Source organism: Burkholderia sp. HAN2018 (genome assembly GCF_024704855.1).
GTDB lineage: Bacteria > Pseudomonadota > Gammaproteobacteria > Burkholderiales > Burkholderiaceae > Burkholderia > Burkholderia cepacia.
Genome location: NZ_QOBB01000016.1, coordinates 39,641 through 64,404 on the forward strand (window position 1 = coordinate 39,641; position 24,764 = coordinate 64,404).

Genomic DNA, 24,764 nt, shown 5'->3' on the forward strand with positions numbered 1-24,764 from the left:
GTGCGTTATTGCACGCTCGCCGACCTGAAGCTGGCCGTGCCGGAACGGACGCTCATTGAGCTGACGAACGACACGACCACCGACTACGGCGTACCGGCGCCGACGACGATCAATACCGACATCGTCGAAAGCGCCGTGCGCCAGGCGGAGGAAATCGTCGACGCGCACTTGCGCGGCCGCTACAACCTCCCGCTATCGCCGGTGCCGACGGTTATCAAGGACGTCACGGTCAATCTGGCCCGGCACTGGCTGTATGCCCGCCGACCGGAAGGCGCGGCACTGCCGGACACCGTGTCGCAGACCTTCAAGGCATCGATGCACATGCTCGAAAAGATCCGCGACAACAAGCTGACGATCGGCGACCCGAGCGGCCCTGCGACACCCGAACCCGGCGAGATGAAGGTACGCGCCCGCCGTCGCCAGTTCGACGCGGACCTGTTGGAGCGCTTCTGATGGCGACGACGCTTGAAATGGTCGACTCCGTCGTAGCAAGGCTTCGCGTCAAGCTGCCGGCGCTCGTGGCGGAGTACTTCCCGGAGCGTCCGGACGAATACCGGCTCAACCATGCGATCGGCGCGTTGCTGGTCAGTTATCCGGGCAGCCAGTACGACACGACCGTCGACACCGACATGGTGGTGCAGCCGCGGCGAGTGAAGTTCGCCGTCGCGATCGTGCTGCGCCAGCTCAACGGCCGCGGCGGTGCGATCGACGTGCTCGATCACGTTCGCACCGCCCTGGTGGGCTTCCGCCCACCGGACTGCAAAAAGCTCGCGGCGGTCAGTGACAAGTTTCTCGGCGAGTCGGCCGGCTTGTGGCAGTACGTGATCGAGTTTTCGGCGGGTGCGGTGATTGTCGAGGATACGGAGCCGGACGACAGGCCGCTGTTGACGCAAGTTACCTACGAGGAGGAATCGTGAAATACCAGTACAGCGGACCGACCAGCGGCGTCACGCTGCAGGACGGCGAAAACGTCCAGGAAGTGATGCTTCACACGGGCGCTGAAGTCGAGCTGCCCGAGGGGAACGAGTACACGGCGACGCTGCTCGCGATGGGCTACCTGACGCCGGCCGCAGCGCCGTCGACCAAGCCCGCGCGCCCCAGCGTGCCGGAAGACCAACAGAAGGCCGCCGCAAACGCGGTCGCCGTGAAGGGAGTCTGAGCGATGGCGGCAAATTATCTGCATGGCGTCGAGACGATTGAAAAGGAAACCGGCTCGCGGCCCGTCAAGGTCGTGAAATCGGCCGTCATCGGCCTGATCGGCACGGCGCCGATCGGGCCGGTCAATACGCCGGTCCAGTCGCTGTCCGACGTCGACGCCGCCCAGTTCGGGCCGCAGCTCACGGGCTTCACGATCCCGCAAGCGCTCGACGCGGTCTACGACTACGGCAGCGGCACGGTGATCGTGATCAACGTGCTCGACCCGAACGTCCACAAAGGCAATGCCCCGAGCGAGTCGATCACGTTTGACGCCGCGACCGGCCGCGCCAAACTGGCGCACCCGGCCGCGGCGAATCTCGTGCTGAAGAACGATTCGGGCGGCGCGACGTACGCCGAAGGCACCGATTACGCCGTCGACCTCATCAACGGCGTTATCACGCGGATCAAGACCGGCACGATTCCGGCCGGTGCTGCGACCGCCAAAGCGACGTACGACTACGCGGACCCGACGAAGGTCACGGCCGCGGACATCATCGGCGCGGTGAACGCGGCCGGCATGCGTACGGGCATGAAGGCGCTGAAGGATACGTACAACCTGTACGGCTACTTCTCGAAGATTCTGATCGCGCCGGCGTACTGCACGCAAAACTCGGTTGCCGTCGAGCTGGAAGCGATGGCTGTCCAGCTCGGCGCAATCGCGTATATCGACGCGCCGATCGGCACGACGCTCGCGCAGGCGCTTTCCGGTCGCGGGCCGGCGGGCACGATCAACTTCAACACGTCCAGCGACCGCGTACGCCTTTGCTACCCGCACGTGAAGGTCTATGACACCGCGACCAACGCCGAACGCCTGGAGCCGCTCTCGTCGCGTGCAGCGGGCCTGCGCGCACGTGTCGACCTGGACAAGGGCTACTGGTGGTCCAGCTCGAATCAGCAGCTCGTCGGCGTAACCGGCGTCGAGCGGCCGCTGTCGGCGATGATCGACGATCCGCAATCGGACGTGAACATGCTCAACGAACAGGGCATCACGACCGTCTTCAGCTCGTACGGCTCGGGCCTGCGCCTGTGGGGCAACCGCACCGCGGCATGGCCGACCGTTACGAAGATGCGCAACTTCGAAAACGTACGGCGGACGGGCGACGTCATCAACGAGTCGATCCGGTACTTCAGCCTGCAATTCACCGACATGCCGATCGATCAAGGATTGATCGACTCGCTCGTCGAGTCGGTAAACGGCTTTGGCCGGAAGCAGATCGGCGACGGCGCGCTGCTCGGTTTCAAGGCGTGGTTCGATCCGGCCCGCAACCCGAAAGAGGAACTGGCCGCCGGACACTTGCGCATTAGCTACAAGTACACGGTGCCGCCGCCGCTCGAACGCCTGACGTACGAGACGGAAATCACCGATGAGTACTTGCTCACCCTGAAGGGAGGTAACTGATCATGGCGGGTGGCGTCAAAATCAACCGGATCACGAACGCCAACGTGTATCTGAGCAACAATTCGATGCTCGGCAAGGCCGAGGAAATCAAGCTGCCGGACGTCCAGGCCATCATGGCCGAGCACAAGGCGCTCGGCATGATTGGCAAGGTCGAGCTGCCGGGCGGCCTGGACAAGCTCGAAGGCGAGATCAAGTGGAACTCGCTCTACGCCGACGTGGCGAAGGCGATGGCGAACCCGTTCAAAGCTGTCGCACTGCAATGCCGTTCCAGCATCGAGACTTACGGCGCACAGGGCCGCGTGCAGGAAGTCAGCCTTGTGACGTACCTGACCGTGATGTTCAAGAAGAACCCGCTCGGTACGTACAAGCAACACGAGAACGCAGACTTCAGCTCCGCGTTCGGCGCGACCTACATCAAGCAGGTCATCGACGGCGAGGAAGTGCTGGAGCTGGATTATCTGGCGAACATCTTCCGTGTCGGCGGTGAAGACATGCTGGCCGACTTCCGCGCCAACATCGGCGGCTAACCCAACACCTCCGCAGTCGTTGTCGTCTTGGCCCGCTTCGGCGGGCCTTTTTTAATCTGCGCTGAAAGTGCGAACGCGCGCGCGAATCGACAATGTGTGCTCTACCACCACGGAGCACGTCGTGAAAATCCCCCTCAAATTCCCCGTCAAACTCGCTACCGGCCAGACGCTCACGGAACTGAACCTGCGTCGCGGTAAGCGCAAGGAAATGGCCCTCGCGGCCAAGTACAGCGAAGACCCGGGCGAACAGGAAGATTTCCTGCTCGGCACGCTCACGGGCCTCACCGTCGAAGATATCGGCGAACTCGATCTCGCTGACTCGAAGCGGCTCATGGATGCCTTTCGCCGCATGGTTGAGGGACGGGATACCGCCGAAGATGCGGGCTCCCAGCAATCAGCCGCCGAGCGAGGAAACGCAGACGCTGGACTCGGCGCTGCGACCGCTGGATGAGGTGTTGCTACTGGTGCTGAAGATTCAGCCGTCCGAGATCGCCGAACTGGACATGGACGACTACTGGCACTGGATCGACGCCGCGGAGCGGGAAATCAAGCGGCGCATCGATGCGACAAAGCAATCCTGAGATCAGGCGGCCCGGTGCCCGAGCCGGCCGCAAAGCCACACGATGGCCTTGATCAATGCCGCGATGAGGTACGAGCCGGCCACGATGGCCGGCCCGAGAAAGGCAAACCCGAAAAACGCCACGATGCCGAACACGATCGGCACGGACCACCAGGGCAGTTCGATGAACAGCCACACGGCAAGCACGATGCCGGCGATCGCGATCACGGTGTACGTAATGCCTTCGGCGATGGACTGGATGTTCATGGGCGGCCTCGTCACTTTCCGGTAAGGGTATGGCAAGCGAATTCTATATTGGCGTAAAGATCGGCGCGACGCTACTCGGTAGCTTCGGTGCCGCGCTATCTGGCACGCGTACGACGCTCAACGGCCTCGGGCGGGTCGCCGACGAGCTGCGCGCGAAGCATACCCGTCTCGGCGACACGATGGCGCGGGCGGTCGCGCATCCGATGCGCAATATCGCCGAGCTGCGGGGCCAGTACGACCGCCTGGGCCGCACCATCGATCAAGTCCAGGCGAAGCAAGCGGCCCTTGCGACCCGGCTGGCACGCGGCACCGCATTGCGCGAGCAACGCCAGGCGATCGGCGCCGACATGCTCGGCACGTACGCGACAGCGGTCGCAACGGCTGCGCCGGTCATCGGCGCCGTGAAGCAGGCCGCCAACTTCGAAGCCGGGCTGCGCGACATTGCAATTACCGGCAACCTGACCCGCGACGAAGAGTTCCGGATCGGCGAGACGATGCGCCGCGCGGCCGTTGCCACGAGCCAGGGCCACAACTCCATTCTGGAGGGCGTCGGCACGCTGGTCGCGGCTGGCATGGACGCGAAGGAAGCCGGGCAAAAGTCGAACCTGCTCGGGCGCGTAGCGACGGCGACGAATGCCGACATGAAAGACCTCGCGGGCATGGTCTATTCGTTCTCTGAGACGCTGGGAATCAAGGGTGATGCGGCGCTGAAGGAAGCGTTCAACCGCGCCGCGTATGGCGGCAAGCTCGGCCGGTTCGAGCTGAAGGATATGGCGAAAGCCCTGCCCGAAATGACCGCAGCGTTCGCGGCCAAGGGCATCAAGGGGCAAGACGCACTGACGCAGATTATCGCGAGCCTCGAAGTCGGCCGCGAAGGCGCCGGCAGCGGCGACGAAGCCGTAACGAACCTGCGCAACTGGCTGTCGCACATGAACGCGAAGGCGACCATCGACGCCTACAAGAAAGCTGGTGTCGACTATCAAAAGTCGATGTCCAACCTCGTCGCCGGCGGTTACTCGAGCTACGAGGGCTCGCTGCAGATTGCACAGAAGTTCATCGCGTCACGTGGCGACGCGTTCATGAAGCAATGGAAGGCCGCCGGCGCCAAGGGCGACGAAGAAGCCCAGCGCAAGCTGATGGAGAGCTTCGGCCTGAATGAGGTGTTCCAGGACATCCAGACCATCAACCATCTGCTCGCGATGCGCCAGGGCTGGGACAAGTATCAGCAGAACAAGAAGGACATGGGTAGCGCGCAGGCGCTGAACACGATCGACCAGGACTACGCGCGCCGCGCAGAGCTGGCGACCGTCGCGTGGGGCCGTTTCCAGACCCAGATTGCCGATCTCGGGATCACGGTCGGGCGTGCGCTGCTGCCGTCGCTCACGGACCTGATGAACACCGTCACGCCGCTGATCCAGCGCACCGCGCAATTCGCGGCCGCACATCCGGGCCTGATCCGTGGTCTGGTCGGCTTCGCAACGGCGGTGATTGGTATGAAAGTCGCGACGCTCGCGGCCGGCTGGGGGCTGAATTTCTTCGTCAAGTCGCCGCTGAACATGGTCAGCACGGCATTGACGACGGTCGGGGCGAAGTGGACGCTGTTTCGCGCGCTCTTGGCCGGTGGTGGCTCCCGTCTGTCCACCGTGTTCCAGATTTTCGGCATGGGCGCTGGCGCGGCCGGCAAACTTGCCGGCGCGGTCGGACGTACCGGGAGTCTGTTTATGGGACTCGGACGCGGCGCGCTGGCAGTCGGCCGTGCCCTGGTCCCGTTCGGGCAAGGGCTCGTCATGACGGTTGTCGGGCCGGTGAAGCTGGTCGGTCAAGCCATCTGGTGGCTCACCAAGGGACTTGGTACGCAGGCGCTGTCGTTCTTCGGCTTTCTGGCGCGCGGGGCGCTTATGCTCGGTCGTGTCCTGGGCGGCGGCCTTGTTCAAGGTCTGCTGCTCGCTGGGCGCACGGTGCTCTGGCTGGGCCGCGCGCTGATGCTCAATCCGATCGGAATCGCCATTACCGCGATCGCCGTCGGCGCATACCTCATCTACCGCTACTGGACGCCGATCAAGCAGTTCTTCGGGGGTATCTGGAACTCGATTCGCACCGCGTTCGCGGGCGGAATCGGTAGCGTGATGCGCCTGATCATCAACTGGTCGCCGCTGGGCCTGTTCTATCGCGCGTTCGCGGGCGTACTCGGGTGGTTCGGCGTTGGACTCCCGAAAACCTTCACCGATTTTGGCTCGCACCTGATCGACGGCCTGGTCAACGGCATTCGCAATCGCTTCACCGCCGCGAAAAACACGCTGATCGAATTCGGCAGCAACGTGAAGGCGTGGTTCGCGAACACGCTGGGGATCAAGTCGCCGTCCCGCGTCTTCATGGGCTTCGGCGACAACATCGCCCAGGGCGCCGCGATCGGCATCGGCCGATCGTCGGCGGTCGCCGCACGCGCGGCTGCAGGCATGGCGACACAGGCGGCGGCCGCCGCGTCCCTGCAGCGCATCAACGCAGCTCGTGGCGGGTCGCCGGCCGGTGGATCGGTAGCCGGCTCTGGGATCGTGGTCCACTTCTCGCCGAATATCACGGTCCAGGGCGGCTCGCCGGACGGCGTCAAGGATCAGGTCAAGCAAGGGCTCAACCTGTCGCTGCGCGAGCTGGAGCGCATGCTCGACGACCTGCTCGCGAAGCGCGAGCGCCGCGCATACAGGAGCTGACGTGTTTGCAATTCTTGGTGATATCGAATTCGACCTGATCGGCTATTTCGATGGGTTTGATGCGACGTTTGGCGCCGATTACGCCGAGCACGCGCTGCTGCAAGGCAAACCGCGGCTGCAACGCATGGGCGACAAGCTCGACGAAATCCGGATCGCGCTGTCGTTTCACTACTGGTACTGCGACCCGGAAGCCGAGCTGGCGAAGCTGCGCGCGGCGGTAAGCGCGAAACAGGCCATGGCGCTTGTGTTCGGCAATGGCGACTACAAGGGCTGGTTCGTGTTGACCGAGGTTCAATCGACCAGCAAGCAGACAGACACGTCGGGAACCGTGTTGTCCCTCGATGCGCAGATCACCTTGCGCGAGTTCGTGGGCGACAAGAAGAACCCGCTCAAGCCGCCAGCCGTCCAGCCCAAGGTGCCGCCGGCGGCCGCGCAGGCAGTCTCCAGCGTCTCGTCGACGGTAGCCACCGTACGAGGCACGATCCAGCAGGCCGTGACCTGGGCGAACCAGGCGAAATCTGCCATGCGAGTCGCCGTCGACGCGGTCAAGACCGTCCAGAAGCTGAAAGACGATCCGCTTTCGGCCTTGAGCCGTTCGTCGAGTGTGCTGACGAACATCAAGGAAGCGGCCGCGCCGCTGTCGAAGCTGTCGCCGGCGCTGGCGTCGGTGACCGACCAGATTCCTGAAGCGGCCGGCATCCTGCGTGCCAGCAATACCGCGCTGGATGCGGTGCGCTCGGCGCAAGGCGGCTTGGCGAACGCGACGATCGGCACGATTACCGGCGCGATCGACCGGGCCGCTGGGCAGCTCTCGACGGCGACCGGCGCGTTGAGTTCCGCTGCGCCGAGTCTGAGCAAACTGGCCGGGCTAGTCGTGACGCGGAGGATTTGATGTTTCTGACCCACATCACAACTGAGGGCGAACGGTGGGATCAGATCGCCTACCGGTACTACGGCGACCCGTTTGCCTATGAACGGATCATTGTCGCGAACCCCAGCGTGCCGATCACGCCAGTGCTCGCGAGCGGCATTGTGCTGTCAATTCCGGTCGTGGCCGCCGACAACGTAGCCGATGAGGAGCTTCCGCCGTGGATGCGGTGATCGCCACCCCGACGTCGGTCGCCGACGTCCCTGAGCCCACCTTCACGCTCGTATACGAGCAGAAGAACATCACGAACGACATTGCGCCTTACGTCGTGTCGGTGTCGTACACCGACTTCCTTTCCGGCCAGTCTGACGAAATCGAGGTCGTGCTCGAAGACACGGACGGACGATGGCTCGACGCGTGGTATCCGGGCAAAGGCGACGCGCTGACGCTGAAGATCGGCTACACGGGGGCGCCGTTGCTCGCGTGCGGTCGCTTCGAGATCGACGAGATCGGCTTCAACGATCCGGCCTCGACGGTCACGATCCACGGGCTCGGCACGGGCGTGAAGGCGTCCGTTAGAAGCCGCAAGGCCAAGGCGTACGAGCACACGACGCTGGCGACGATCGCAGCGCGTGTCGCGAAGCGGAACCACCTGACGCTCACCGGCCGGATTCGGGATATTCGCATCGACCGAGTCACGCAATACCAGGAGCAAGATGTTGCGTTTCTGACGCGGCTCGCGCACGAGTACGGTTATGCGTTCAAGATTTCGGGCAGCAAGCTCATCTTCAGCGAACTCGCCGACCTGCGAGGTTCTGACGCTGTCCTGCAGTTCAAGCGCGCCGAGCTGAAAACGATCCGCCTGCGCGACAAGATCAAAGACGTCTACGCGCAGGCCAAAGTCGGCTATCACAACCCGAAGACGAAGAAGCTCGTCGTCTACGGCGTGACAGGCGATTCCGTAGGTGTCGTCGGTCAGTCCGAGGCGGCCGCGGGCAAGCGCAAACAGTCCGGTCAGTCGACCAGCGGCGACACGCTGCGGCTGTCCGCACGGGCCGGCTCCAAGGCGACGCTGCAGACGAAGGCGCGTGCGGCGCTTGACCAGGCGAACCTCAAGCAAACGAGTGGATCGGTCGAGATGACCGGCGACACGAAGTTGGCCGCCGGCGCGTCGATCGAGCTGCTCGAACTCGGCAAGCTGTCCGGCAAATACCTGATCGAGTCGGCACGCCATCGCCTCGACCGAGGCGGCGGCTACCAAACCGAAGTCGAGCTGAAGCGCTCGGCGATCGCCGTCCAGGCGGGCAAAGGCGGCGGCACCGCGAAAAAGTCCACGAAAGGGCTGCAGGTCTACGGTGTCACGGCGAAGGGCGACGTCGGTGTCGTCGGAACAACGCCCGTTGCAGCGAAAGGCAAGAGGAAATGAACGATACCCTCGACGAGTTCGGCGCGACGATCAAGTTCGGCACGGTCAGCGCGTCGAAGCCCGGCTTCGCGCGTGTGCGCCTAACCGACCTCGGCAACATGCGCACCATGTGGCTGCCGATCGCGTACCCGAAGACCTTGGCCGATCAGGCATGCTGGACCTACGACGACGGCGAGCAGGTTGCCGTACTCCTGGACAGCCGCTGCGAGGACGGGGTCATTCTGGGCGCCATCTACTCCGATGCCGACCGGCCGCCGGTCACGGACTCGAACAAGTTCGTCGTCCGCTTCAAAGATGGCGCGGTGCTTGAGTACGACCGCGCAACGCACACCCTGACGTGCTCGGGCATGCAGACCGTGATCGTCGACTCGAAGTCGGAGATCGTGCTGCGCGCGGCCGACAAGGTGACGGTCGACGTGCCGGAGGCAGAGTTCACGCGTAACGTCACGGTCAAGGGCAAACTGGCCTACGAGGGCGGTATGGCCGGCTCGGGCGGCGATGGCGCCGCACTGACGGGCAACGTGAACGTCAACGGTAACGTGAGCGCGACGGGCACGATCATGGACGCCGGCGGCAACTCGAACCACCACAGCCACTGAGCTTTTAGCCGGCTTTAATATCCCCCGGACTGGTCGCGCGGCAACATGGCCGCATGACCCAGCTCTCCGACATCACCTCCGTTCATTGGCAGCCGGCCCTTAACCGCGAAGGCGTGGTTGAGGGCGTGGATGACATCGATCAGGCGATTCGCCTGATTCTCGGGACGCCCCAGGGCAGCGATCCGCATCGCCCCGAGTTCGGCTCCAAGCTCTATCTGTACCTCGACATGCCGATCGACCGCGCCACGCCGCACGTTGTGCGCGAGTCGGTGGACGCGATCCGCCGCTGGGAACCACGCTGCGAGGTCGTGCGCGTCATCCCGTCGATCTCCGAGTCGCGCGAAACGATCCGCGTTCAGTGGCGCCTGGCTGACGGTGTGATCCGTGAAACGGAGGTGCCGCGATGACGCTGGACGAACCGGATTTCATCGCCCGCGACCCCGAGGTCATTACGGCCGAGATCGTCGCCGACTATGAGGCGCGCACCGGGAAGACGCTGTATCCCGCGCAGGTCGAGCGGGTCATGATCGACATCATTGCGTACCGCGAAACCCTCGTGCGGGTCGGTGTCCAGGAGGCTGCGAAACAGAACCTCGTCGCGTTCGCCCGCGCTCCCATGATCGACTACCTTGGCGAGCTGGTCGGCGTGACCCGGCTGCCGGCGCGGCCGGCGAAGACGACGCTTCGGTTTTCGGTCGACGCCGCGCTGCCGTCGAATCTGCTGATCGCTGCCGGCACACGGGTCGAGACGAGCGACGGCGCCGTTTCGTTCGCGACTGACATCGACGTGACGCTCGTCGCCGGCCAGTTGGCGATCGACGCGGCCGCGACCTGCGAAACCCCCGGTTCACTCGGTAACGGCTGGCAGCCGGGCCAGCTCGGCTCGCTCGTCGACGACCTGGGCGACATCGACGTGACGGTGGCCAACACCAAGATCAGCGCGGACGGGTACGAGGAGGAAGACAACGACCGGCTGCGCGAGCGTATCCGGTTGGCGCCGGAAGCGTTCAGCACGGCGGGCTCACGGCTCGCGTACGTGTTTCACGCCAAGAGCGCACACCAGTCGATCGTGGATGTCGGTGTGATTGGTCCGGAAATGGACATGCGCGACGGTCGGCTGGTTTCGGTCAACGGCGTTCCGCCGGGCTGCGTCCAGGTGTATCCGCTCGTCGACACGGGGCTTCCGAGCGAAGCCATTCTCCAACTGGTGCGGGACAACCTCAACGACGAGCGTCGACGCCCACTGACCGATTACGTCGACGTCCGGCCGCCGACTCCCGTCGACTATGCGATCGACGTCCGTCTGACGCTTTACAAGGATGCCGACGCCGATACGGCGATTGCGCAGGCACGATCCGCCGCTGAAACCTACCGCGCCGATCGTGCCGCCGGCCTCGGACGCGACATCGTCCCGCGCCAACTCAGCCGTGCCGTACAGGTTCAAGGCGTGTACGACGTGGACCTGCCGGGCCTCGCACTGCGCGTGCTGACGGGAAGCGAGTGGGCGCGGTGTACCAGCGTCAGCGTCATTCCAATCGGGGTTGCAAATGGCTGACTTGCTCTTGCCGCCGGCGCTGGCGAAAGACACGCGCTTTAAGGCGTTCGCTCAATTGACCGAACGACTCGACAACATCGACCTGTCGCCGCTCCTGGTCTATCTGATTGACGGCGTTGACGCTTCCGCGCTGCCGTTCCTGGCTGACCAGTTCTCGGTCATGGGAGAGGACGGCTGGAGTCTCGCCGAGTCGGACGAAGCCAAGCGTGCCCTCATCAAGGGGGCAATCGAACTGCACCGCTACAAGGGCACGCCGTGGGCGGTCAGAGAAGTGATCCGCCGCCTGGGTTTCGGCGAGGTCGAACTTATCGAGGGTATCGGCCGCTTCAACTATGACGGGACCCGTCGCCACGACGGCACGATGGTGTACGGCGGCGATGGGTTGTGGGCCGCGTACCGGGTGATTCTCCTCGATCGCGCCATCACCAATGATCAGGCCACGTTGCTGCGCACGACGCTGGCCGCGTTTGCGCCGGCGCGTTGCGTACTCGCCAGTCTTGAATACCGTCGCGTACCGGTGCGCTACAACGGCGTCGCCCACTACGACGGACAGTACAACCACGGGAGCAGTTAATGGTCAAACTCGTCGAATCTTCCCAATGGGAAGAGGATCTTTACCAAATCGAAACGGCCGATCCAGTCGAAGGTGGCCCGGACGGCGTTTCTAACAAGCAAGCGAAGCAGCTCGGCGGCCGTACGCGCTATTTGAAAGCGCAGGTCGAACAGTCGCAGACGGGCCTCGCGCAGCACATTGCCGCAGCCGATCCTCATACGCAGTACGCGACGAAGGCTGACCTCGCGGCAAAGCTCGCCGCGCTCGTCGGCCAGTCGCCCCAGAGCCTCGATACATTGAAGGAACTGGCAGACGCCCTCGGGAACGATCCGAACTTCGCGACGACGATTATCAATGCGCTCGCTCAGAAAGCTGCGATCGATTCGCAAACCTTTACTGGCACGCCCAAAGGGCCGACCGCACCGCAATTCGACAACAGCACGAGGCTCGCGACGACTGCGTTTATTCAACGTCTAGGGTTGAAGGCCAGCGGATTCGAGGTCTATACGGCAACGGCTACGTTGCCGGCCTCGGTATGCGGTGCCGTGATCTACACGGGTGGCGCGTCAGCATTCACGCTGACGTTGCCACCGGCCTCGGCAGTTCCTGGCGGTGCCCGAATTGAGGTCTATAGCATGGCCGGCGCTGGGGTAACGTTCTCCGCGCAGGGTTCGGACACTATCCCGGCGACGGGATCGAAAACCATCGTCCTGAACGCCGGCGACACGATGGCGCTGCAGTCGAACGGGATTGACCATTGGGAACTGGTCGGCGGCTCGGCAGCGCTTCTGTATGCGTCTGTGATGGCAGGCGCGAACTGGAAGACGCCGCCGCAATTCGACAGCTCGGGCAAGCTTGCGACGACCGCGTTTGTCCAGCAGTCGGCGGGGAATTTCCAGACCCGAAAATACATCAACGGATCGGCGACACTTGCCGCGTCTGATACCGGATCGTGGGTTGAGGCCGGCGGTGCTGGTCCGTCTACGATTACGCTGCCGAGTCCGGCGACCAGCAACCTCACGTATACAGTAACGAACGTTACGTCAAACGGTACGGCGGTGACGGTTTCCACTCCTACCGCAAGCATCTACAACCAAGCGTCGGCGTCCGCCTCGTTCTCACTCGACGTCGGCGCAACGGTAGAACTCGTTTCTGACGCGTCAAACTGGACCGTGATCGCGCATTACACGCGAAGCCCGAGCGCACAAACCGCTCCCCAGTACGACAACAGCACGCGCCTCGCTACGACGGCGTTCGTGAAGCAATCCGGCGAGTCGTTTTCGGGAATTCAAGGTATCAACGCGACGGCATCATTGAACGGCGGGCACGTCGGAGCATTCATTTGGGCATACGGCGCAGGTATAACTTTGACGTTACCGGCTGTCGCTGGCGTTCCCAATGGAGCAACAATCACCATTGCCACTCCAGTCGGCATAACCGTTAAGGGGAGCGGAACCGAGAATATCAACAACCAGAGCGGAGGCTTGTCGAACACGTTCGCGCTGAACGCGGGCGAGCAAGCTCAGTTTGTCAGCAATACCGGTGCGTGGTACTTGTCAAGCTACACAACGGTTCTCGGAACGACGCCGCCGCAATTCGACAGTTCGAATAAGCTCGCGACGACAGCGTTCGTACAGCGCGAACTCGGTAGTTATCGGTCCCCGAGAGGATATGTTGGCAACGTTACCCTGAGCGCTATTGACATTGGGGCGATGATTACTTGGGACGGCAACGGCACGTTGACGTTGCCGGACGCCACCACCGTTCCCAGTGGTTCCGCAATTCGTGTGTTTAAGTACGCGGGGCCGATTGCTTCTGTTCTTGCGGCAAATAAGCCGGGGCAATTGAATGTGCCTACTAGCGGAGCCGACACTTACACATTCGCCGTCGGTGTGTACGGTTTCTTCGAGCTGATTAACGAAAGTGGCGTGAAGTGGGACGTCGCTGGGGAGTTGTTCAACCAGTTCGGAACGACTGCTGCCGCTGGAGACAACAGCACGAGGCTTGCGACTACGGCTTTCGTGCAGCGCGCAACTGCTGCCGTCGTCGGCTCGATGCGCAACGCCGCAATGGGCGTCCCAGTGGCAAGCGCATCGGCGACGTTCACCGCCGACGAGATCGTCGTCGAAACCGCGCTCGGTGGCGTGGCCTACAAGCTCGCGAACTTCAACGAGGCGATCAACCTCGCGACGACGGGGATGGATACCGGATCGGCCCCTGTGTCGGGATATGTCGGTCTATATGCAGGTTACAACCCGTCCACTGGCGCTCGCAAATTGTTCGCAAGCAATGCCACCTCAACCGTTCTTGGAAGCGTATATGGCGGCTCCAATCCACCGGCTGGTATCGCAGCAACGGCGCTCGTCAGCGTTTGGCCGACGAACGGGAACGGGCAGTTCGTCCCTGGGCTGCAAATCGATCGGGAAATTGGCATCGCGAGTTCGGTTGTATTGACGACTTCGACGCCCCAGGCTTCCTTAACGCCGTTCTCCGCTGCCAGCGCGATTCCGCCGAACGCGCGCACATGCCGACTCGATCTCACTATCGGATCGGCCACGGCGTCCTCGGGTGCGAATTTGGTCGTCACGGGTGTCTCGCTCGAAGTTGGCCGTACTTCCTTGGGAGCGACTTCGCCGACTGCTGGCGCAACGACGGTCATCTCGACGCCGTTCATTCCGATTGTTACTCCGCAAACACTTTACTATCGAGCGTCAGTATCCAGTGGCGCGTTGAACGTGGCTGTCGGCGTTAATGCATACACATTTTGAGGGTGATGATGGAATACTTTGTGGCTTTTACGGACGAGTCAGAGACGGAGATTAGTGCATCGTTCGGATGCGAACAGGACCCTGCGGTGTGGCGCAATCAAGGGATCGTCTCTGCAGACGATCCCCGATGGAAGGCATACGTCGCGTCATTCGCGGCAGAAGCATTCACTGCTTCCGGGCAGTCGGATTCATTAAATCCATCACGATCGGCGCAATAACATCGAAAGTCGCTCTTGCATGCATCGAATACAGTTCGGTAGTCGGGTGAGTGCAATCACTAAGCAATGCCTGCCAGTCTGGCCTGGCGACAATCGGCCAATAATGCTGCACGAGCGGCACGTCTAGATTCTTGGCGACGTTGTCGACGCGCATCACGTAGTACGGCAACGTCGCTTGGCGGTTGGGATTGCATGATGGCCCTGGTTCGATGAGTACGACCTTCTTGCCAGCCGCGCGCGCGCCGGCAACAAGCTCAGCCACAATTTGCTCAAATCGGTCCGGTGACTCTGATTCGACGCCGGCGCGTGGATTTCCGAAGAAAAAGGTGTCGTTTAGCCCGAATTCGATCAAGACGACGTCGGCCTTCGACTGCGCCATTTGCTTCGTCCATGTCGGATGGCGGCCATCGGTTCCATTGAGCAACTGCGACGCTTCCGTTCCGCTCACTCCATGATTTGAGACAGTCACCGCCTTGCCGAATCGTTGTTGAAGCAGAGTTTGAAGAATAGCTATCTGGTTGTTCGGATTTTTGACGGCCACCCCGTTTATGACGGTCATGCCGTCCGTAGTACTGTCGCCATATGTCTCGACAAGCACGGCCCGCTGCTGTTGCATGGAGGGAGTCGAGGCGTATGCCGACGATCCGTCACCGCCGCCGCAACCGAAGCATGAAGCGATGAGCGCGCCGAGAAACAAGCAGGATGATCTCTTCACGATGACTCTCCAGAGCGAAGATCGATCGTGGCTCCAATCGCGCGCATACGCGCTAGCACCCGCTCTAAATCCTCCGGCGATAGTTCGAGCCGGGCTGCTGCGAAGAACAGGATGTGCGGGCTGATTTCGCGCGGTTCTTCGCCCCCCGTGTACTTGCGCCATTGTCGGCCGCCCTGCACACCAAACAGCTCTGCCATCTGTGCGCTGCTGAGTTTGAGGTCGTTCTTGAGCTTCTCCAGGTCTTTCGGAGTCGGCGGATCGTATCGCATAGGGGAAATGGCGGCGCAACGCCGCGTTGAGCGTGGTGTTCATGGAATCCTCTCGGGTGTCTGGGCCGCGCCATCGCGCTTCCTCTCGGGATTGAGTCTAGGTCCGATGGGCCTATGCGTCAAGAATGACGATTGACGTCGTGTGCACGCCAGGGGGTGTTTCGGAGATAATCGGACTTGCTCACACGGTATCGGCTTCGTGCGGTCAGGTGTCTGCAAGGCCCTGCTGAAGATAGCCCGCCCCCCGAGTGCCAGCCGGTCGCGCATGCGACGTATGGGGACAGTCGATACTCGTGTGAGTCTCTCACCGGTCTGCCGCCAAATCTGCAATTTCTTTCCATCTATCGCAAGACAGAACACCCCTCATTTATCGCGCGGCGACTGGCCGAAATATCGCGCCGCGCTTCAGCCGGATCACTCCGCCTGCGCCATCGGGTCGCCCGTCGCCGTTCCTTGCCGCCCTCCTCGCTCTCTTCGCCCACCTCGTCTTCCTTTATGCCGCCGCGTTCGCTACCGTGCCCGCGCATGCAGAAGGCGCGTTCACCGTGACGAGCGACGACCTGACGCCGGGCGGGCGCGTCCGTGCCGCGAACGTGTTCGACCGCGGCGACTGCAAGGGCGGCAACCACTCGCCGCAGCTCGCCTGGCACAACCCGCCGCCCGGCACGCGCGGCTACGCGGTCACGATCTTCGATCCCGACGCGCCGGGGCACGGCTGGTGGCACTGGGCCGTGGCGGGCATTCCCGCGACGGTCACGAGCCTGCCCGCCGACGCGAGCGCATCCGGCTTCCTGCGGCGCATCGGTGCAAGCGAAGCGCGCAACGACTTCGGAATCGACGGTTACGGCGGCCCGTGCCCGCCGCCCGGCAAGCCGCACCGCTACGTGGTCACCGTCTACGCGCTGAAGGGCGACGACCTGCGCGTCGCGCAGGGGCGCCCCGCGCCGATGTTCGAGCACGAGATCGGCACGCTGGCGATCGGCACCGCGCAACTCACGGTCAACTACGGGCAATAACGGGTGACGGGCACCCGGCGGCGGGCATCGCCCCCTGCCGCGCGCCGCCGCGATTGCCTGCCGCCGCGCACTGGCGTACTCCGGGCGTATTCCGCGCCCGCGTGTTTTCGCGTCATTTCGGCTTGCTAGACTCGTCGTCACCGGTCGCGGCGCCACGCCGCGCTTCCGTCGCGTCGCCGGCCGGCGACGCGTGACCCGGCGTGCCGCAACGGCCGCCGTTCCCGTTCCTTTCCGGAGAACGCCTCATGTCGAACATCGTCATCGTCTATCACAGCGGCTACGGTCACACGCAGAAACTGGCCGAGGCCGTTCACGCGGGCGCGCAGGACGCCGGCGCGACCGTGCGCCTGCTCGCGGTCGGCGACGTCGACGACGCGGGCTGGGCCGCGCTCGACGCGGCCGACGCGATCGTCTTCGGGGCACCGACCTACATGGGCGGCCCGTCGGCGCAGTTCAAGCAATTCGCCGATGCGACGTCGAAAGCGTGGTTCACGCAGAAATGGAAGGACAAGATCGCCGCGGGCTTCACGAACTCCGCGACCATGAACGGCGACAAGTTCTCGACGATTCAATACTTCGTCACGCTGTCGATGCAGCATGGGATGGTGTGGGTCGGCACGAGCCTGATGCCGGCCAACTCGAAGGCGGCTACGCGCAACGACATCAACTACCTGGGCGGCTCGACGGGCCTGCTCGCGCAGTCGCCGGCCGATGCGACGCCCGACGAGGGCCCGCTGCCGGGCGATCTCGAAACCGGGAAGGCATTCGGCCGGCGGGTCGCCGAAGCGACGGCCCGCTGGGTCGCCGGCCGCGGCTGAGCACGCGCCGGCGAGCGCGCAGATGAGCGCGCCGGCGTGCGTCAAAGGGACACAAGACGGCCCGCCGGCCGTCTTTTTTTCGACCCGCGCGATGCAGGCCCGCCGGATGACGTCTTAAAATGGCGGATTCAGGGCGCGGGCCCCGTTTCATTCAGTGAGAGCGAAATGAGCACCAAAGTTTTTGTCGACGGCCAGGAAGGCACGACCGGCCTCAAGATCTTCGAATACCTGTCGGCACGCAGCGACATCGAGATCCTGCGCATCGATGAAGCGAAGCGCAAGGACGTCGAAGAGCGCCGCCGCCTGATCAACGCGTCGGACGTCACGTTCCTGTGCCTGCCGGATGTCGCATCGCGCGAATCGGCGTCGCTCGTCGAGAACCCGAACACGACGCTGATCGACGCGAGCACCGCGTTCCGCACCAGCGCCGACTGGGCCTACGGCCTGCCGGAACTGACCCGCGCGCAGCGCGAGAAGATTCGCACGTCGAAGCGCATCGCGGTGCCGGGCTGCCATGCATCGGCCTTCGTGCTCGCGATGCGTCCGCTCGTCGATGCGGGCATCGTTGCACCGACGTTCGCCGCGCACAGCTACTCGATCACCGGCTACAGCGGCGGCGGCAAGTCGATGATTGCCGACTACGAAAGCGCGGCGCCGGGCGGCAAGCTCGCGAGCCCGCGCCCGTACGCGCTCGGCCTCACGCACAAGCACCTGCCGGAAATGGCCGCGCACACGGGCCTCGCGAACCCGCCGATCTTCACGCCGATCGTCGGCCCGTTCCTGAAGGGCCTCGCGGTGACGACCTACTTCACGCCCGGGCAGCTCGCGAAACGCGCGACGCCGCAGGACGTGCAGCGCGTGTTCGCCGAGTACTACGCGGACGAAGCCTTCGTGCGCGTCGCGCCGTTCGATGCGGACGCGAACCTCGACGGCGGCTTCTTCGACGTGCAGGCGAACAACGACACGAACCGTGTCGACCTGTTCGTGTTCGGCAACGAAGAGCGCTTCGTCACGGTCGCGCGCCTCGACAACCTCGGCAAGGGCGCATCGGGCGCCGCGATCCAGTGCATGAACCTGAACATCGGCGCGGCCGAGGATGCGGGTCTCAAACGCTGATTCAACATCGCATGCAATGCAAAGCCGGCCGCTGGCCGGCTTTTTATTTACCGGTATCACGCAATATATAAAAAAATTACCGATCTCGCATTTACAAATATTTACAAGCTTTCGATTGCGCGATTACCAGTGAATTAATTCCACCCCCTCTTTATCCAGTCAATCCCGAATAGGGATAAACCGGATACCGACCGCTTTAAACGCTGCCGTTATACGCAGGAAGGCTCTTCGCCGGCCTGTCCGGCGTCGCACATTCCCCACTCCGGCAGCTTCAGGCAGCCTGTCGCACGTTTTAATTCTTACTGAATACCGTGTCAGACAAGGATTCAAAACACGATGCCCGTTTCAATCGCCTTTTTTAGACGGGTTCATCAATTGACAGCAAAAATCCAGGCAGCGACATTAGCTCGCACAATTAAACGATTGGAGACAGCGGCATGTCGCACGCCTTATCGAAGGGGGTGGCAACGGCCTTTGCCATTGCCCCTTTCCTGGTTGCATGTGGTGGAGGGGACGGCGGCGCACCCGCGCCGATCAATGCGCCCCAATGTTCCGGATCGAGCTGCGGCACGCAAGGGCCGCCGCCTTCGCAGCCCGTCAACGGCGCGCTGTGCCCGGCCAACGCGGACATCGTGAAGAGCACGTACCTCGGCGGCGCCGGTAGCGGCGAGATCGTCAGCGTCAACATCGACGCCGTGGCGATGACCTACACGCTCAAGTGGCTCGAATCGCCGATTCCGCTCGCGACCGGCACGGTCACGCCGAGCCGCGCCGGCACGACGATCACCGGTGCGGTCATGCACCCGCCGACCGGCACGCTGCCGACCGCCGAGCAGACGCGCTGCGCGTTCATCCTCACGCCGGGCACGGGCAAGGCGCCGGGCGGCGCCACGTACTCGACGGCCGCCGACTTCAACCGGGCGAACCCGCCGATGCTGCTGGTCGGCATGGGCGTCGCGGGCGGCGGCATTCCCGGCGCGACGATCCAGTACGACGGGCTGACGATCGCCATCGGCCCGATCGTGGTGGCAAAGGACGTCGGCAAGGTGCCGAACCGTCACTTCGACTTCTATCCGTTCCTCGGCTTCGCGAACACGACGACCGACCTGTCGAAGCTGCCGGGCACGTACAACGCGCTGATCTACCACCTGGTTCCGTCGGGCGACTACGCGACGAAAGGCACGAACTCGAGCGAGACGTTCGATGCGAACGGCGCGTGCACGTCGAGCGGCTCGGGCGGCTGCCAGACGACCGGCGACCCGTGGAAGACGAGCGCGAACGGCGGCTACTTCGACAGCACGAAGGCGCCGCAGACGCTGCCGCAGACGCAATTGCCGATCGTCGGCGCGACCGGCAAGTCGGCCACCGCGCACATGGTGATCGGCCAGCTCAACGGCGCGACGGTGCCGGTGATCGTGCGTACGGGCAACGTGAACCTCGGCACGCCGCCGCTGCATACCGACGCGCAGGTCGACGACGAATCGGGCATCGCGGTGCTCGGTGCGGCAACGGCGATCCAGTCGGGCGCGATCGACGGCGGCTACGCGGGCGCGGACTCGAACTTCAAGTACACGGCGGCCCTGATCCGCGGCAGCAACGCGTCGTTCATCAACCCGAGCACGCAGGTCGAGGAAGACGGCTTCACGCTCGACTACGGCCAGGCGACGCCGGGCCTGCTGAACGCGACGACGACGCCGAAGCCGCCGCCCGGCACGAACTACCCGTCCGCAACTGGCGTCGTGATCGCGACGGGCGGGCTGTACGCGGCGCTGATCCAGGGCACGGTGAACGGCGGCGTCACGTCGACGTCGGCGAACTCGACGACTTCGTCGACACCGTACTTCGGCGTGGGCGCGCAGATCAGCAAGTAGCGGACGAGGACGCGACGGCGGGCTGGCCGCCGTCGCGTGACGCACGAGCGCGCGGCACGGCGCAGGCAGGACGAGCACAAGCAACAGAAGCGGCCGACAGGGAGCTGGCCGCCGTACAAGACAAATCTGGAGGAGCAACATGAAGCGCAACCTCATTCTGGCGGCGGCCCTTGCCGCCCCCCTTCTTTCTGCCTGCGGCGGCAGCGGCAGCGGCGGCGACAACCCGCCCCCGCTCGTCGAAGACCGGCTCTGCCCTGCCTCGCTCGACTACACCACCGTGTTTACGGGCGGCGCGGGCAGCGGCGAACTCGCCAAGATCCAGCTCGACACGACCAAGATGACCTGGCAGGTCACCTATGTCGAATCGCCGGTTCCGCAAACGACCGGCACCGTCGTGCCGACCCGCGCGGGCACCGTCGACAGCGGCACGCTCACGCAGGAAACGCTGCTGCCGACCAACAAGCTGAACCAGTGCGCATTCCGCCTGAACGGCGCGAGCCTCGATCCGTCGCGCCCGGCGCGCATCTTCGTCGGCATGGGCGTCGCGGGCGGCACGATTCCCGGCAAGGAGATCCAGTTCAACGGCGTGCTCGGCCAGGCCGCGGTGCCCGACACGAAATTCCCGTACTACCCGTTCATCGGCTTCTCGTCGATCGAAACCGACATCACGAAGGTGGCGGGCACGTACAGTCACACGGGCTTCGGTGAAGTGCCGTCGCAGAACTTCGCACCGGCATCGATCGACGCGAAGGTGACGATCAACGCCGACGGCACCTGGACCAAGTGCGACTCGACCGGCCAGTTCGCCGGCGGCGCGTGCACGCAGCGCGGCACGAACTTCGTGCAGTCGGCGGACGGCAGCGGCGCATTCCAGTCGAACAACTATGCGAGCCAGCTGAAACCGACGCTGTCGGCCACGCCGCAGGGCAAGGCCTTCATGATCGTCGGCAAGCTGCGCAACCAGCTCGTGCCGATTCTCGTGCGCACCGGGGTGGCGAACCCGAACCCGACGCCCGACAGCAACGGGGTGCCGGGCCTCACCGCCGACGACGAATCGAGTATCTCGATCCTCGCGCCGCAGACGGCCATCGCGGCCGGTTCGCAGAACGGTGAATACATCGGCGTCGACAGCCAGTTCGATTACCGGACCACCGCGCTGATCGACAAGCAGGCCACGCTGCTCGATCCGTTCCAGCCGTCGCAGGCATCGCTCGCGACCGCGCTCGACCTGGACTACACGCAGAAGGTGCCGGGCACGGTCACGACAATCCACACGGGTTCGGGCAGCACGTCGCCGACCGGCAAGTTCATCTTCTCGGGCGGCGTGTTCGGTTTCCTCGACAACGCAGGATCGACGCCGTATTTCACGATCGGCGCATTCGTCCAGTAAGCGGAGGGAAATGCCGTGATGAAGAGAACCCTACGCTGCGCGGCGGCCGGCGCCGCCGTGCTGGCGCCGCTCGCGGCGCACGCGCAGAGCGCCGGCAGCAACGTCGTCACGCTGGGCTGGTTCCACGTGATGCCGCAGCAGAGCAGCACGCCGATGACGACCAACGTCGCACCGACACCGATCAACACGCCGCTGCGGCTGCCGCCGTCGTTCACGTCGCCGGGCACCGGGCTGCACACGAGCGGCGCCGACACCGTCGGCCTGACGGTCAGCCACTTCCTGACCGACCACATCGCGGTCACGTCGGTGGCCGGCGTGCCGCCGGTGTTCAAGGTGTCGGGCCAGGGCACGATCAGGCCGCCCGGCCCGGCCGGCGCGCTCGGCACGCAGAACATCGGGCTCGCGTCGGTCAACCCGATCGTGAAGAGCGTGCGGCAGTGGAGCCCGGCCGTGCTGCTGCAGTACTACTTCGGGCAGGCCACCGCGAAGTTCCGGCCGTTCCTCGGCCTCGGCGTGTCGTACAACTGGTTCAGCGACCTTCAGCTCAACACGAACTTCATCAAGCAGACCCAGGACAACCTCGGCGCGATTCTCGCGGCGGGCGCGGGCAAGCCGGGTACGACATCGGTGGAGGCGAAGGCGTCGTCGTCATGGCAGCCGGTGTTCAACGCCGGGCTGCAGTACAACATGACCGAGCATTTCGGGCTGATCGCGTCGGTGACGTACATCCCGCTGAAGACGACGTCGACGGTGACGATCAAGGCGGCCGACGGCACGGTGCTCTCGGAATCCAAATCGGACCTGAAGGCCGACCCGATCATCAGCTACGTCGGGATGACGTACAAGTTCTGAGCGCCGCGACGGACGACGCATGGCATGCCGCGGCAAAATCGCAGGCAAAAAAAAGCCCGCCTAAGAGGCGGGCTGAATCCATATCAGAGGAGACATGGAGGAGACAGGTGCAATTCTAGCGAATCGGTTTCCGCAATGCAACATTTCCGTAGAGAAAATACGGACTTTCCCTCGAATGCCGACTCTAGATCGCCTTCACTGCATCTGACCCCACCCTGTTTTCCCGGTCGAGCACTTCGCCGAGCGCATCGCGCAGCAGCGCGACGGGCCGCACCAGCCGGCCCGGCAGCGCGCCGTGCACGATCCACACGTTGATCCGCGTCTCCAGTCCCGCCGTTTCCACCACCCTCAGCGCGTCGCGGTGCGCGCTGCGCGCCAGCGCGTTCGGCGCGGCGATGCCGATGCCCGCGCCGCGCGCGACGAGCGACAGCTGCAGCTCCGAGCCGAATGCCTCGACCGCGACGTCGAACGGCAGCCCGGCCGCGCCGAGCGTGCGGCTCAGCGCTGAACGCATCCCGCAGCCGTCCTGGCTCAGCACCCACGGAAAACGCGACAGCATGTCGATCGACAACGGGCCGTCGGGCAGCGGAAAGTCGCGCGCGGCGACGAGCACCGTCGGCTGGGTGCCGAGCAGCGTCGACATGAACGTATCGGGCAATACCGAACTCGCCGGCACCATCACGGCCGCGACGTCGAGCGTGCCGCGCTCGATGCCCTGCATCAGCGCCGGCGACCAGCCGGCCGTCACGCGCAGCGTGAGGCGCCCGAATGCGTCGCGCAGCCGGTCGATCGGCTGCTCGAGCGCCAGCTCGGACAGGAACGGCGGCACGCCGATGCGCAGCTCGCCGGACGGCTCGCTGTCCGGCGCGCCCGCCGCCATCAGTTCGTCGACCGCGCCCAGCACGTTGCGCGCGAGCGCGTAGACGTCGCGCCCGGCGGCAGTCGGCTTCAGCGGCTTGCTTTGCCGTTCGAGCAGCGACATGCCGAGCAGCGTTTCGAGATTCTGCACGCGCCGCGTCAGGCCCGGCTGCGTCAGGTGGAGCTTCGCGGCCGCGGCGACCATCGACCCGCTGTCGACCACCGCGACGAACGCCTGGAGATCACGCGTATTCAAAACAAACTCGCATAATCATGTTAGAGATATTTCAATTGTCGCATAAACATCAGGCACCTACGATGGGGACTCCTTCGACCCACTCGCCAGGCTTCCGATGAACTGCCCCGCCAACCCTTGCCCCGCCGCCGTCCGCACGCCCGCCGGCACGCCGCCCGCGTTGAGCGCGGGCATGACGCTGTTCTTCGCCGCGACGGTCGGCGTGATCGTGATGGACTTGTTCGCCGCGCAACCGCTGACGGGCCCGATCAGCGCCGATCTGCATCTGCCGCCCGGCCTTGCCGGCCTCGTCGCGATGTTGCCGCAGCTCGGCTACGCGGCCGGGCTCGTACTGCTCGTGCCGCTCGTCGACCTGCTCGAGAACCGCCGCCTGATCGTCGCGACGCTGGCCGCATGCGCGGCTGCACTCGCGCTGCCCGCATTCACGCGCTCGGGCACCGTGTTCCTGCTCGCCACCCTCGTGGCCGGTGGCGCGTCGAGCGTGATCCAGATGCTCGTGCCGATGGCCGCGTCGATGGCGCCCGAGGCGCAGCGCGGCCGCGCGGTCGGCAACGTGATGAGCGGGCTGATGCTCGGCATCCTGCTGTCGCGGCCGCTCGCGAGCCTGATCGCGGGCTCGGCAGGCTGGCGCGGCTTCTATCTGCTGGCCGCGCTTGCGAACGCTGCAATCGCCGTCGTGCTGGCCCTGCGCCTGCCGTCGCGTACGCCGTCGATCACGGCCGGCTACCGCGCACTGCTCGCGTCGATGGGGCGCCTGCTGGCCGATGAGCCGGTGCTGCGTCGGCATGCGCTGTCGGCCGCGCTCGCGATGGCCGCGTTCAGCGCATTCTGGACCGCGGTCGGGCTGCGGCTCGCGCAGCCGCCGTTCGGCCTCGACCTGCACGGGATCGCATGGTTCGCGTTCGCCGGCGCGAGCGGCGCGATCGTCACGCCGCTCGCGGGCCGCGCCGGCGACCGCG

General features: G+C 64.4%; 26 protein-coding genes. 22 read left to right on the plus strand and 4 right to left on the minus strand.

Annotated features, from left to right (window positions below; all coding sequences use genetic code 11):
• The 6 genes from DPV74_RS06090 to DPV74_RS06115 all read left to right on the plus strand — a co-directional run bounded on the left by DPV74_RS06090 (position 1) and on the right by DPV74_RS06115 (position 3,574).
• Complete coding sequence (locus DPV74_RS06090; RefSeq protein ID WP_119336762.1) at positions 1-453, plus strand: gp436 family protein; 453 nt, start codon at positions 1-3, stop codon at positions 451-453.
• The gene (locus tag DPV74_RS06095; protein WP_021158454.1) at positions 453-917 is read left to right on the plus strand and encodes a Gp37 family protein; all 465 of its coding nucleotides are present in this window, start codon (positions 453-455) and stop codon (positions 915-917) included. The genes DPV74_RS06090 and DPV74_RS06095 overlap by 1 nt, the downstream gene beginning before the upstream one ends.
• Entirely contained in the window at positions 914-1,159 is a 246-nt protein-coding gene (locus DPV74_RS06100; protein WP_021158453.1) for a hypothetical protein, read from the plus strand. The genes DPV74_RS06095 and DPV74_RS06100 overlap by 4 nt, the downstream gene beginning before the upstream one ends.
• 3 nt (positions 1,160-1,162) lie before the next feature.
• The gene (locus tag DPV74_RS06105; protein WP_119336763.1) at positions 1,163-2,596 is read left to right on the plus strand and encodes a phage tail sheath subtilisin-like domain-containing protein; all 1,434 of its coding nucleotides are present in this window, start codon (positions 1,163-1,165) and stop codon (positions 2,594-2,596) included.
• 2 nt (positions 2,597-2,598) lie between these two features.
• The gene (locus tag DPV74_RS06110; RefSeq protein WP_021158451.1) at positions 2,599-3,123 is read left to right on the plus strand and encodes a phage major tail tube protein; all 525 of its coding nucleotides are present in this window, start codon (positions 2,599-2,601) and stop codon (positions 3,121-3,123) included.
• A 121-nt stretch (positions 3,124-3,244) separates the two neighbouring features.
• Entirely contained in the window at positions 3,245-3,574 is a 330-nt protein-coding gene (locus DPV74_RS06115) for a phage tail assembly protein (protein ID WP_060083723.1), read from the plus strand.
• Positions 3,575-3,706: 132 nt separating this feature from the next.
• Here DPV74_RS06115 and DPV74_RS06120 read toward each other — a convergent pair whose 3' ends face one another.
• Positions 3,707-3,949, minus strand: coding sequence for a hypothetical protein (locus DPV74_RS06120; RefSeq protein WP_119336764.1), 243 nt, complete (start codon positions 3,947-3,949; stop codon positions 3,707-3,709).
• 29 nt (positions 3,950-3,978) lie between these two features.
• On the opposite strand from DPV74_RS06120, the gene DPV74_RS06125 reads away from it, so the two are divergent.
• From DPV74_RS06125 to DPV74_RS06165, 9 genes are read left to right on the plus strand one after another with little or no spacing between them, the layout of a single operon-like run.
• Positions 3,979-6,657 carry a phage tail tape measure protein gene (locus DPV74_RS06125; RefSeq protein WP_119336765.1) on the plus strand — a complete coding sequence of 893 codons (2,679 nt, stop codon included), beginning with the start codon at positions 3,979-3,981 and terminating at the stop codon, positions 6,655-6,657.
• Between the two features lies 1 nt (position 6,658).
• Positions 6,659-7,549: a phage tail protein gene (locus DPV74_RS06130; protein WP_060083505.1), complete on the plus strand. Its 891-nt coding sequence runs from the start codon at positions 6,659-6,661 to the stop codon at positions 7,547-7,549.
• A complete protein-coding gene (locus DPV74_RS06135) occupies positions 7,549-7,758 on the plus strand; it encodes a tail protein X (RefSeq protein ID WP_119336766.1) in 210 nt (69 codons plus the stop codon). The genes DPV74_RS06130 and DPV74_RS06135 overlap by 1 nt, the downstream gene beginning before the upstream one ends.
• Positions 7,746-8,951 (plus strand): contractile injection system protein, VgrG/Pvc8 family, encoded by a 1,206-nt coding sequence (locus DPV74_RS06140; protein ID WP_119336767.1) that lies wholly within the window; start codon positions 7,746-7,748, stop codon positions 8,949-8,951. Before DPV74_RS06135 ends, DPV74_RS06140 begins: the two co-directional genes overlap by 13 nt.
• Entirely contained in the window at positions 8,948-9,550 is a 603-nt protein-coding gene (locus DPV74_RS06145; protein ID WP_119336768.1) for a phage baseplate assembly protein V, read from the plus strand. Before DPV74_RS06140 ends, DPV74_RS06145 begins: the two co-directional genes overlap by 4 nt.
• Positions 9,551-9,603: 53 nt before the next feature.
• Positions 9,604-9,957, plus strand: a complete 354-nt coding sequence (locus DPV74_RS06150) for a GPW/gp25 family protein (protein ID WP_119336769.1) — start codon at positions 9,604-9,606, stop codon at positions 9,955-9,957.
• Positions 9,954-11,105 (plus strand): baseplate J/gp47 family protein, encoded by a 1,152-nt coding sequence (locus DPV74_RS06155; RefSeq protein WP_119336770.1) that lies wholly within the window; start codon positions 9,954-9,956, stop codon positions 11,103-11,105. Before DPV74_RS06150 ends, DPV74_RS06155 begins: the two co-directional genes overlap by 4 nt.
• The gene (locus DPV74_RS06160; RefSeq protein ID WP_060220711.1) at positions 11,098-11,679 is read left to right on the plus strand and encodes a phage tail protein I; all 582 of its coding nucleotides are present in this window, start codon (positions 11,098-11,100) and stop codon (positions 11,677-11,679) included. Before DPV74_RS06155 ends, DPV74_RS06160 begins: the two co-directional genes overlap by 8 nt.
• Positions 11,679-14,426 (plus strand): hypothetical protein, encoded by a 2,748-nt coding sequence (locus tag DPV74_RS06165; protein ID WP_240439932.1) that lies wholly within the window; start codon positions 11,679-11,681, stop codon positions 14,424-14,426. The genes DPV74_RS06160 and DPV74_RS06165 overlap by 1 nt, the downstream gene beginning before the upstream one ends.
• A gap of 165 nt (positions 14,427-14,591) precedes the next feature.
• Here the strand turns inward: DPV74_RS06165 and DPV74_RS06170 are convergent, their stop codons facing one another.
• Positions 14,592-15,359: an SGNH/GDSL hydrolase family protein gene (locus DPV74_RS06170; protein ID WP_162922962.1), complete on the minus strand. Its 768-nt coding sequence runs from the start codon at positions 15,357-15,359 to the stop codon at positions 14,592-14,594.
• The gene (locus DPV74_RS06175) at positions 15,356-15,628 is read right to left on the minus strand and encodes an XRE family transcriptional regulator (RefSeq protein ID WP_119336772.1); all 273 of its coding nucleotides are present in this window, start codon (positions 15,626-15,628) and stop codon (positions 15,356-15,358) included. The genes DPV74_RS06170 and DPV74_RS06175 overlap by 4 nt, the downstream gene beginning before the upstream one ends.
• Positions 15,629-16,143: 515 nt before the next feature.
• On the opposite strand from DPV74_RS06175, the gene DPV74_RS06180 reads away from it, so the two are divergent.
• The 6 genes from DPV74_RS06180 to DPV74_RS06205 all read left to right on the plus strand — a co-directional run bounded on the left by DPV74_RS06180 (position 16,144) and on the right by DPV74_RS06205 (position 22,691).
• Positions 16,144-16,644: a YbhB/YbcL family Raf kinase inhibitor-like protein gene (locus DPV74_RS06180; protein WP_240439933.1), complete on the plus strand. Its 501-nt coding sequence runs from the start codon at positions 16,144-16,146 to the stop codon at positions 16,642-16,644.
• Between the two features lie 245 nt (positions 16,645-16,889).
• Positions 16,890-17,462 (plus strand): flavodoxin family protein, encoded by a 573-nt coding sequence (locus DPV74_RS06185; RefSeq protein ID WP_021158582.1) that lies wholly within the window; start codon positions 16,890-16,892, stop codon positions 17,460-17,462.
• Between the two features lie 165 nt (positions 17,463-17,627).
• Positions 17,628-18,578 (plus strand): N-acetyl-gamma-glutamyl-phosphate reductase, encoded by a 951-nt coding sequence (gene argC, locus DPV74_RS06190; RefSeq protein WP_021158583.1) that lies wholly within the window; start codon positions 17,628-17,630, stop codon positions 18,576-18,578.
• A 437-nt stretch (positions 18,579-19,015) separates the two neighbouring features.
• The gene (locus DPV74_RS06195; protein ID WP_060084493.1) at positions 19,016-20,449 is read left to right on the plus strand and encodes a DUF2957 domain-containing protein; all 1,434 of its coding nucleotides are present in this window, start codon (positions 19,016-19,018) and stop codon (positions 20,447-20,449) included.
• A gap of 139 nt (positions 20,450-20,588) precedes the next feature.
• The gene (locus DPV74_RS06200) at positions 20,589-21,839 is read left to right on the plus strand and encodes a DUF2957 domain-containing protein (protein ID WP_119336774.1); all 1,251 of its coding nucleotides are present in this window, start codon (positions 20,589-20,591) and stop codon (positions 21,837-21,839) included.
• A gap of 18 nt (positions 21,840-21,857) precedes the next feature.
• Complete coding sequence (locus DPV74_RS06205; protein ID WP_060175007.1) at positions 21,858-22,691, plus strand: OmpW family protein; 834 nt, start codon at positions 21,858-21,860, stop codon at positions 22,689-22,691.
• A gap of 184 nt (positions 22,692-22,875) precedes the next feature.
• Here DPV74_RS06205 and DPV74_RS06210 read toward each other — a convergent pair whose 3' ends face one another.
• Positions 22,876-23,805, minus strand: coding sequence for a LysR family transcriptional regulator (locus DPV74_RS06210; protein ID WP_119336775.1), 930 nt, complete (start codon positions 23,803-23,805; stop codon positions 22,876-22,878).
• 97 nt (positions 23,806-23,902) lie between these two features.
• Between DPV74_RS06210 and DPV74_RS06215 the strand changes: the two genes are divergently transcribed.
• Positions 23,903-24,764: MFS transporter (locus DPV74_RS06215; protein ID WP_162922963.1), on the plus strand; the 862-nt coding region annotated here is incomplete at its 3' end.

Excerpts from the sequence above, each read along its gene's own strand:
- DPV74_RS06095 (WP_021158454.1), top strand. The coding sequence starts at position 453 with ATGGCGACGACGCTTGAAATGGTCGACTCCGTCGTAGCAAGGCTTCGC.
- DPV74_RS06105 (WP_119336763.1), top strand. The coding sequence starts at position 1,163 with ATGGCGGCAAATTATCTGCATGGCGTCGAGACGATTGAAAAGGAAACC.
- DPV74_RS06110 (WP_021158451.1), top strand. The coding sequence starts at position 2,599 with ATGGCGGGTGGCGTCAAAATCAACCGGATCACGAACGCCAACGTGTAT.
- DPV74_RS06120 (WP_119336764.1), bottom strand. The coding sequence starts at position 3,949 with ATGAACATCCAGTCCATCGCCGAAGGCATTACGTACACCGTGATCGCG.
- DPV74_RS06125 (WP_119336765.1), top strand. The coding sequence starts at position 3,979 with ATGGCAAGCGAATTCTATATTGGCGTAAAGATCGGCGCGACGCTACTC.
- DPV74_RS06135 (WP_119336766.1), top strand. The coding sequence starts at position 7,549 with ATGTTTCTGACCCACATCACAACTGAGGGCGAACGGTGGGATCAGATC.
- DPV74_RS06145 (WP_119336768.1), top strand. The coding sequence starts at position 8,948 with ATGAACGATACCCTCGACGAGTTCGGCGCGACGATCAAGTTCGGCACG.
- DPV74_RS06150 (WP_119336769.1), top strand. The coding sequence starts at position 9,604 with ATGACCCAGCTCTCCGACATCACCTCCGTTCATTGGCAGCCGGCCCTT.
- DPV74_RS06155 (WP_119336770.1), top strand. The coding sequence starts at position 9,954 with ATGACGCTGGACGAACCGGATTTCATCGCCCGCGACCCCGAGGTCATT.
- DPV74_RS06160 (WP_060220711.1), top strand. The coding sequence starts at position 11,098 with ATGGCTGACTTGCTCTTGCCGCCGGCGCTGGCGAAAGACACGCGCTTT.
- DPV74_RS06165 (WP_240439932.1), top strand. The coding sequence starts at position 11,679 with ATGGTCAAACTCGTCGAATCTTCCCAATGGGAAGAGGATCTTTACCAA.
- DPV74_RS06175 (WP_119336772.1), bottom strand. The coding sequence starts at position 15,628 with ATGCGATACGATCCGCCGACTCCGAAAGACCTGGAGAAGCTCAAGAAC.
- DPV74_RS06185 (WP_021158582.1), top strand. The coding sequence starts at position 16,890 with ATGTCGAACATCGTCATCGTCTATCACAGCGGCTACGGTCACACGCAG.
- argC (WP_021158583.1), top strand. The coding sequence starts at position 17,628 with ATGAGCACCAAAGTTTTTGTCGACGGCCAGGAAGGCACGACCGGCCTC.
- DPV74_RS06195 (WP_060084493.1), top strand. The coding sequence starts at position 19,016 with ATGTCGCACGCCTTATCGAAGGGGGTGGCAACGGCCTTTGCCATTGCC.
- DPV74_RS06200 (WP_119336774.1), top strand. The coding sequence starts at position 20,589 with ATGAAGCGCAACCTCATTCTGGCGGCGGCCCTTGCCGCCCCCCTTCTT.
- DPV74_RS06205 (WP_060175007.1), top strand. The coding sequence starts at position 21,858 with ATGAAGAGAACCCTACGCTGCGCGGCGGCCGGCGCCGCCGTGCTGGCG.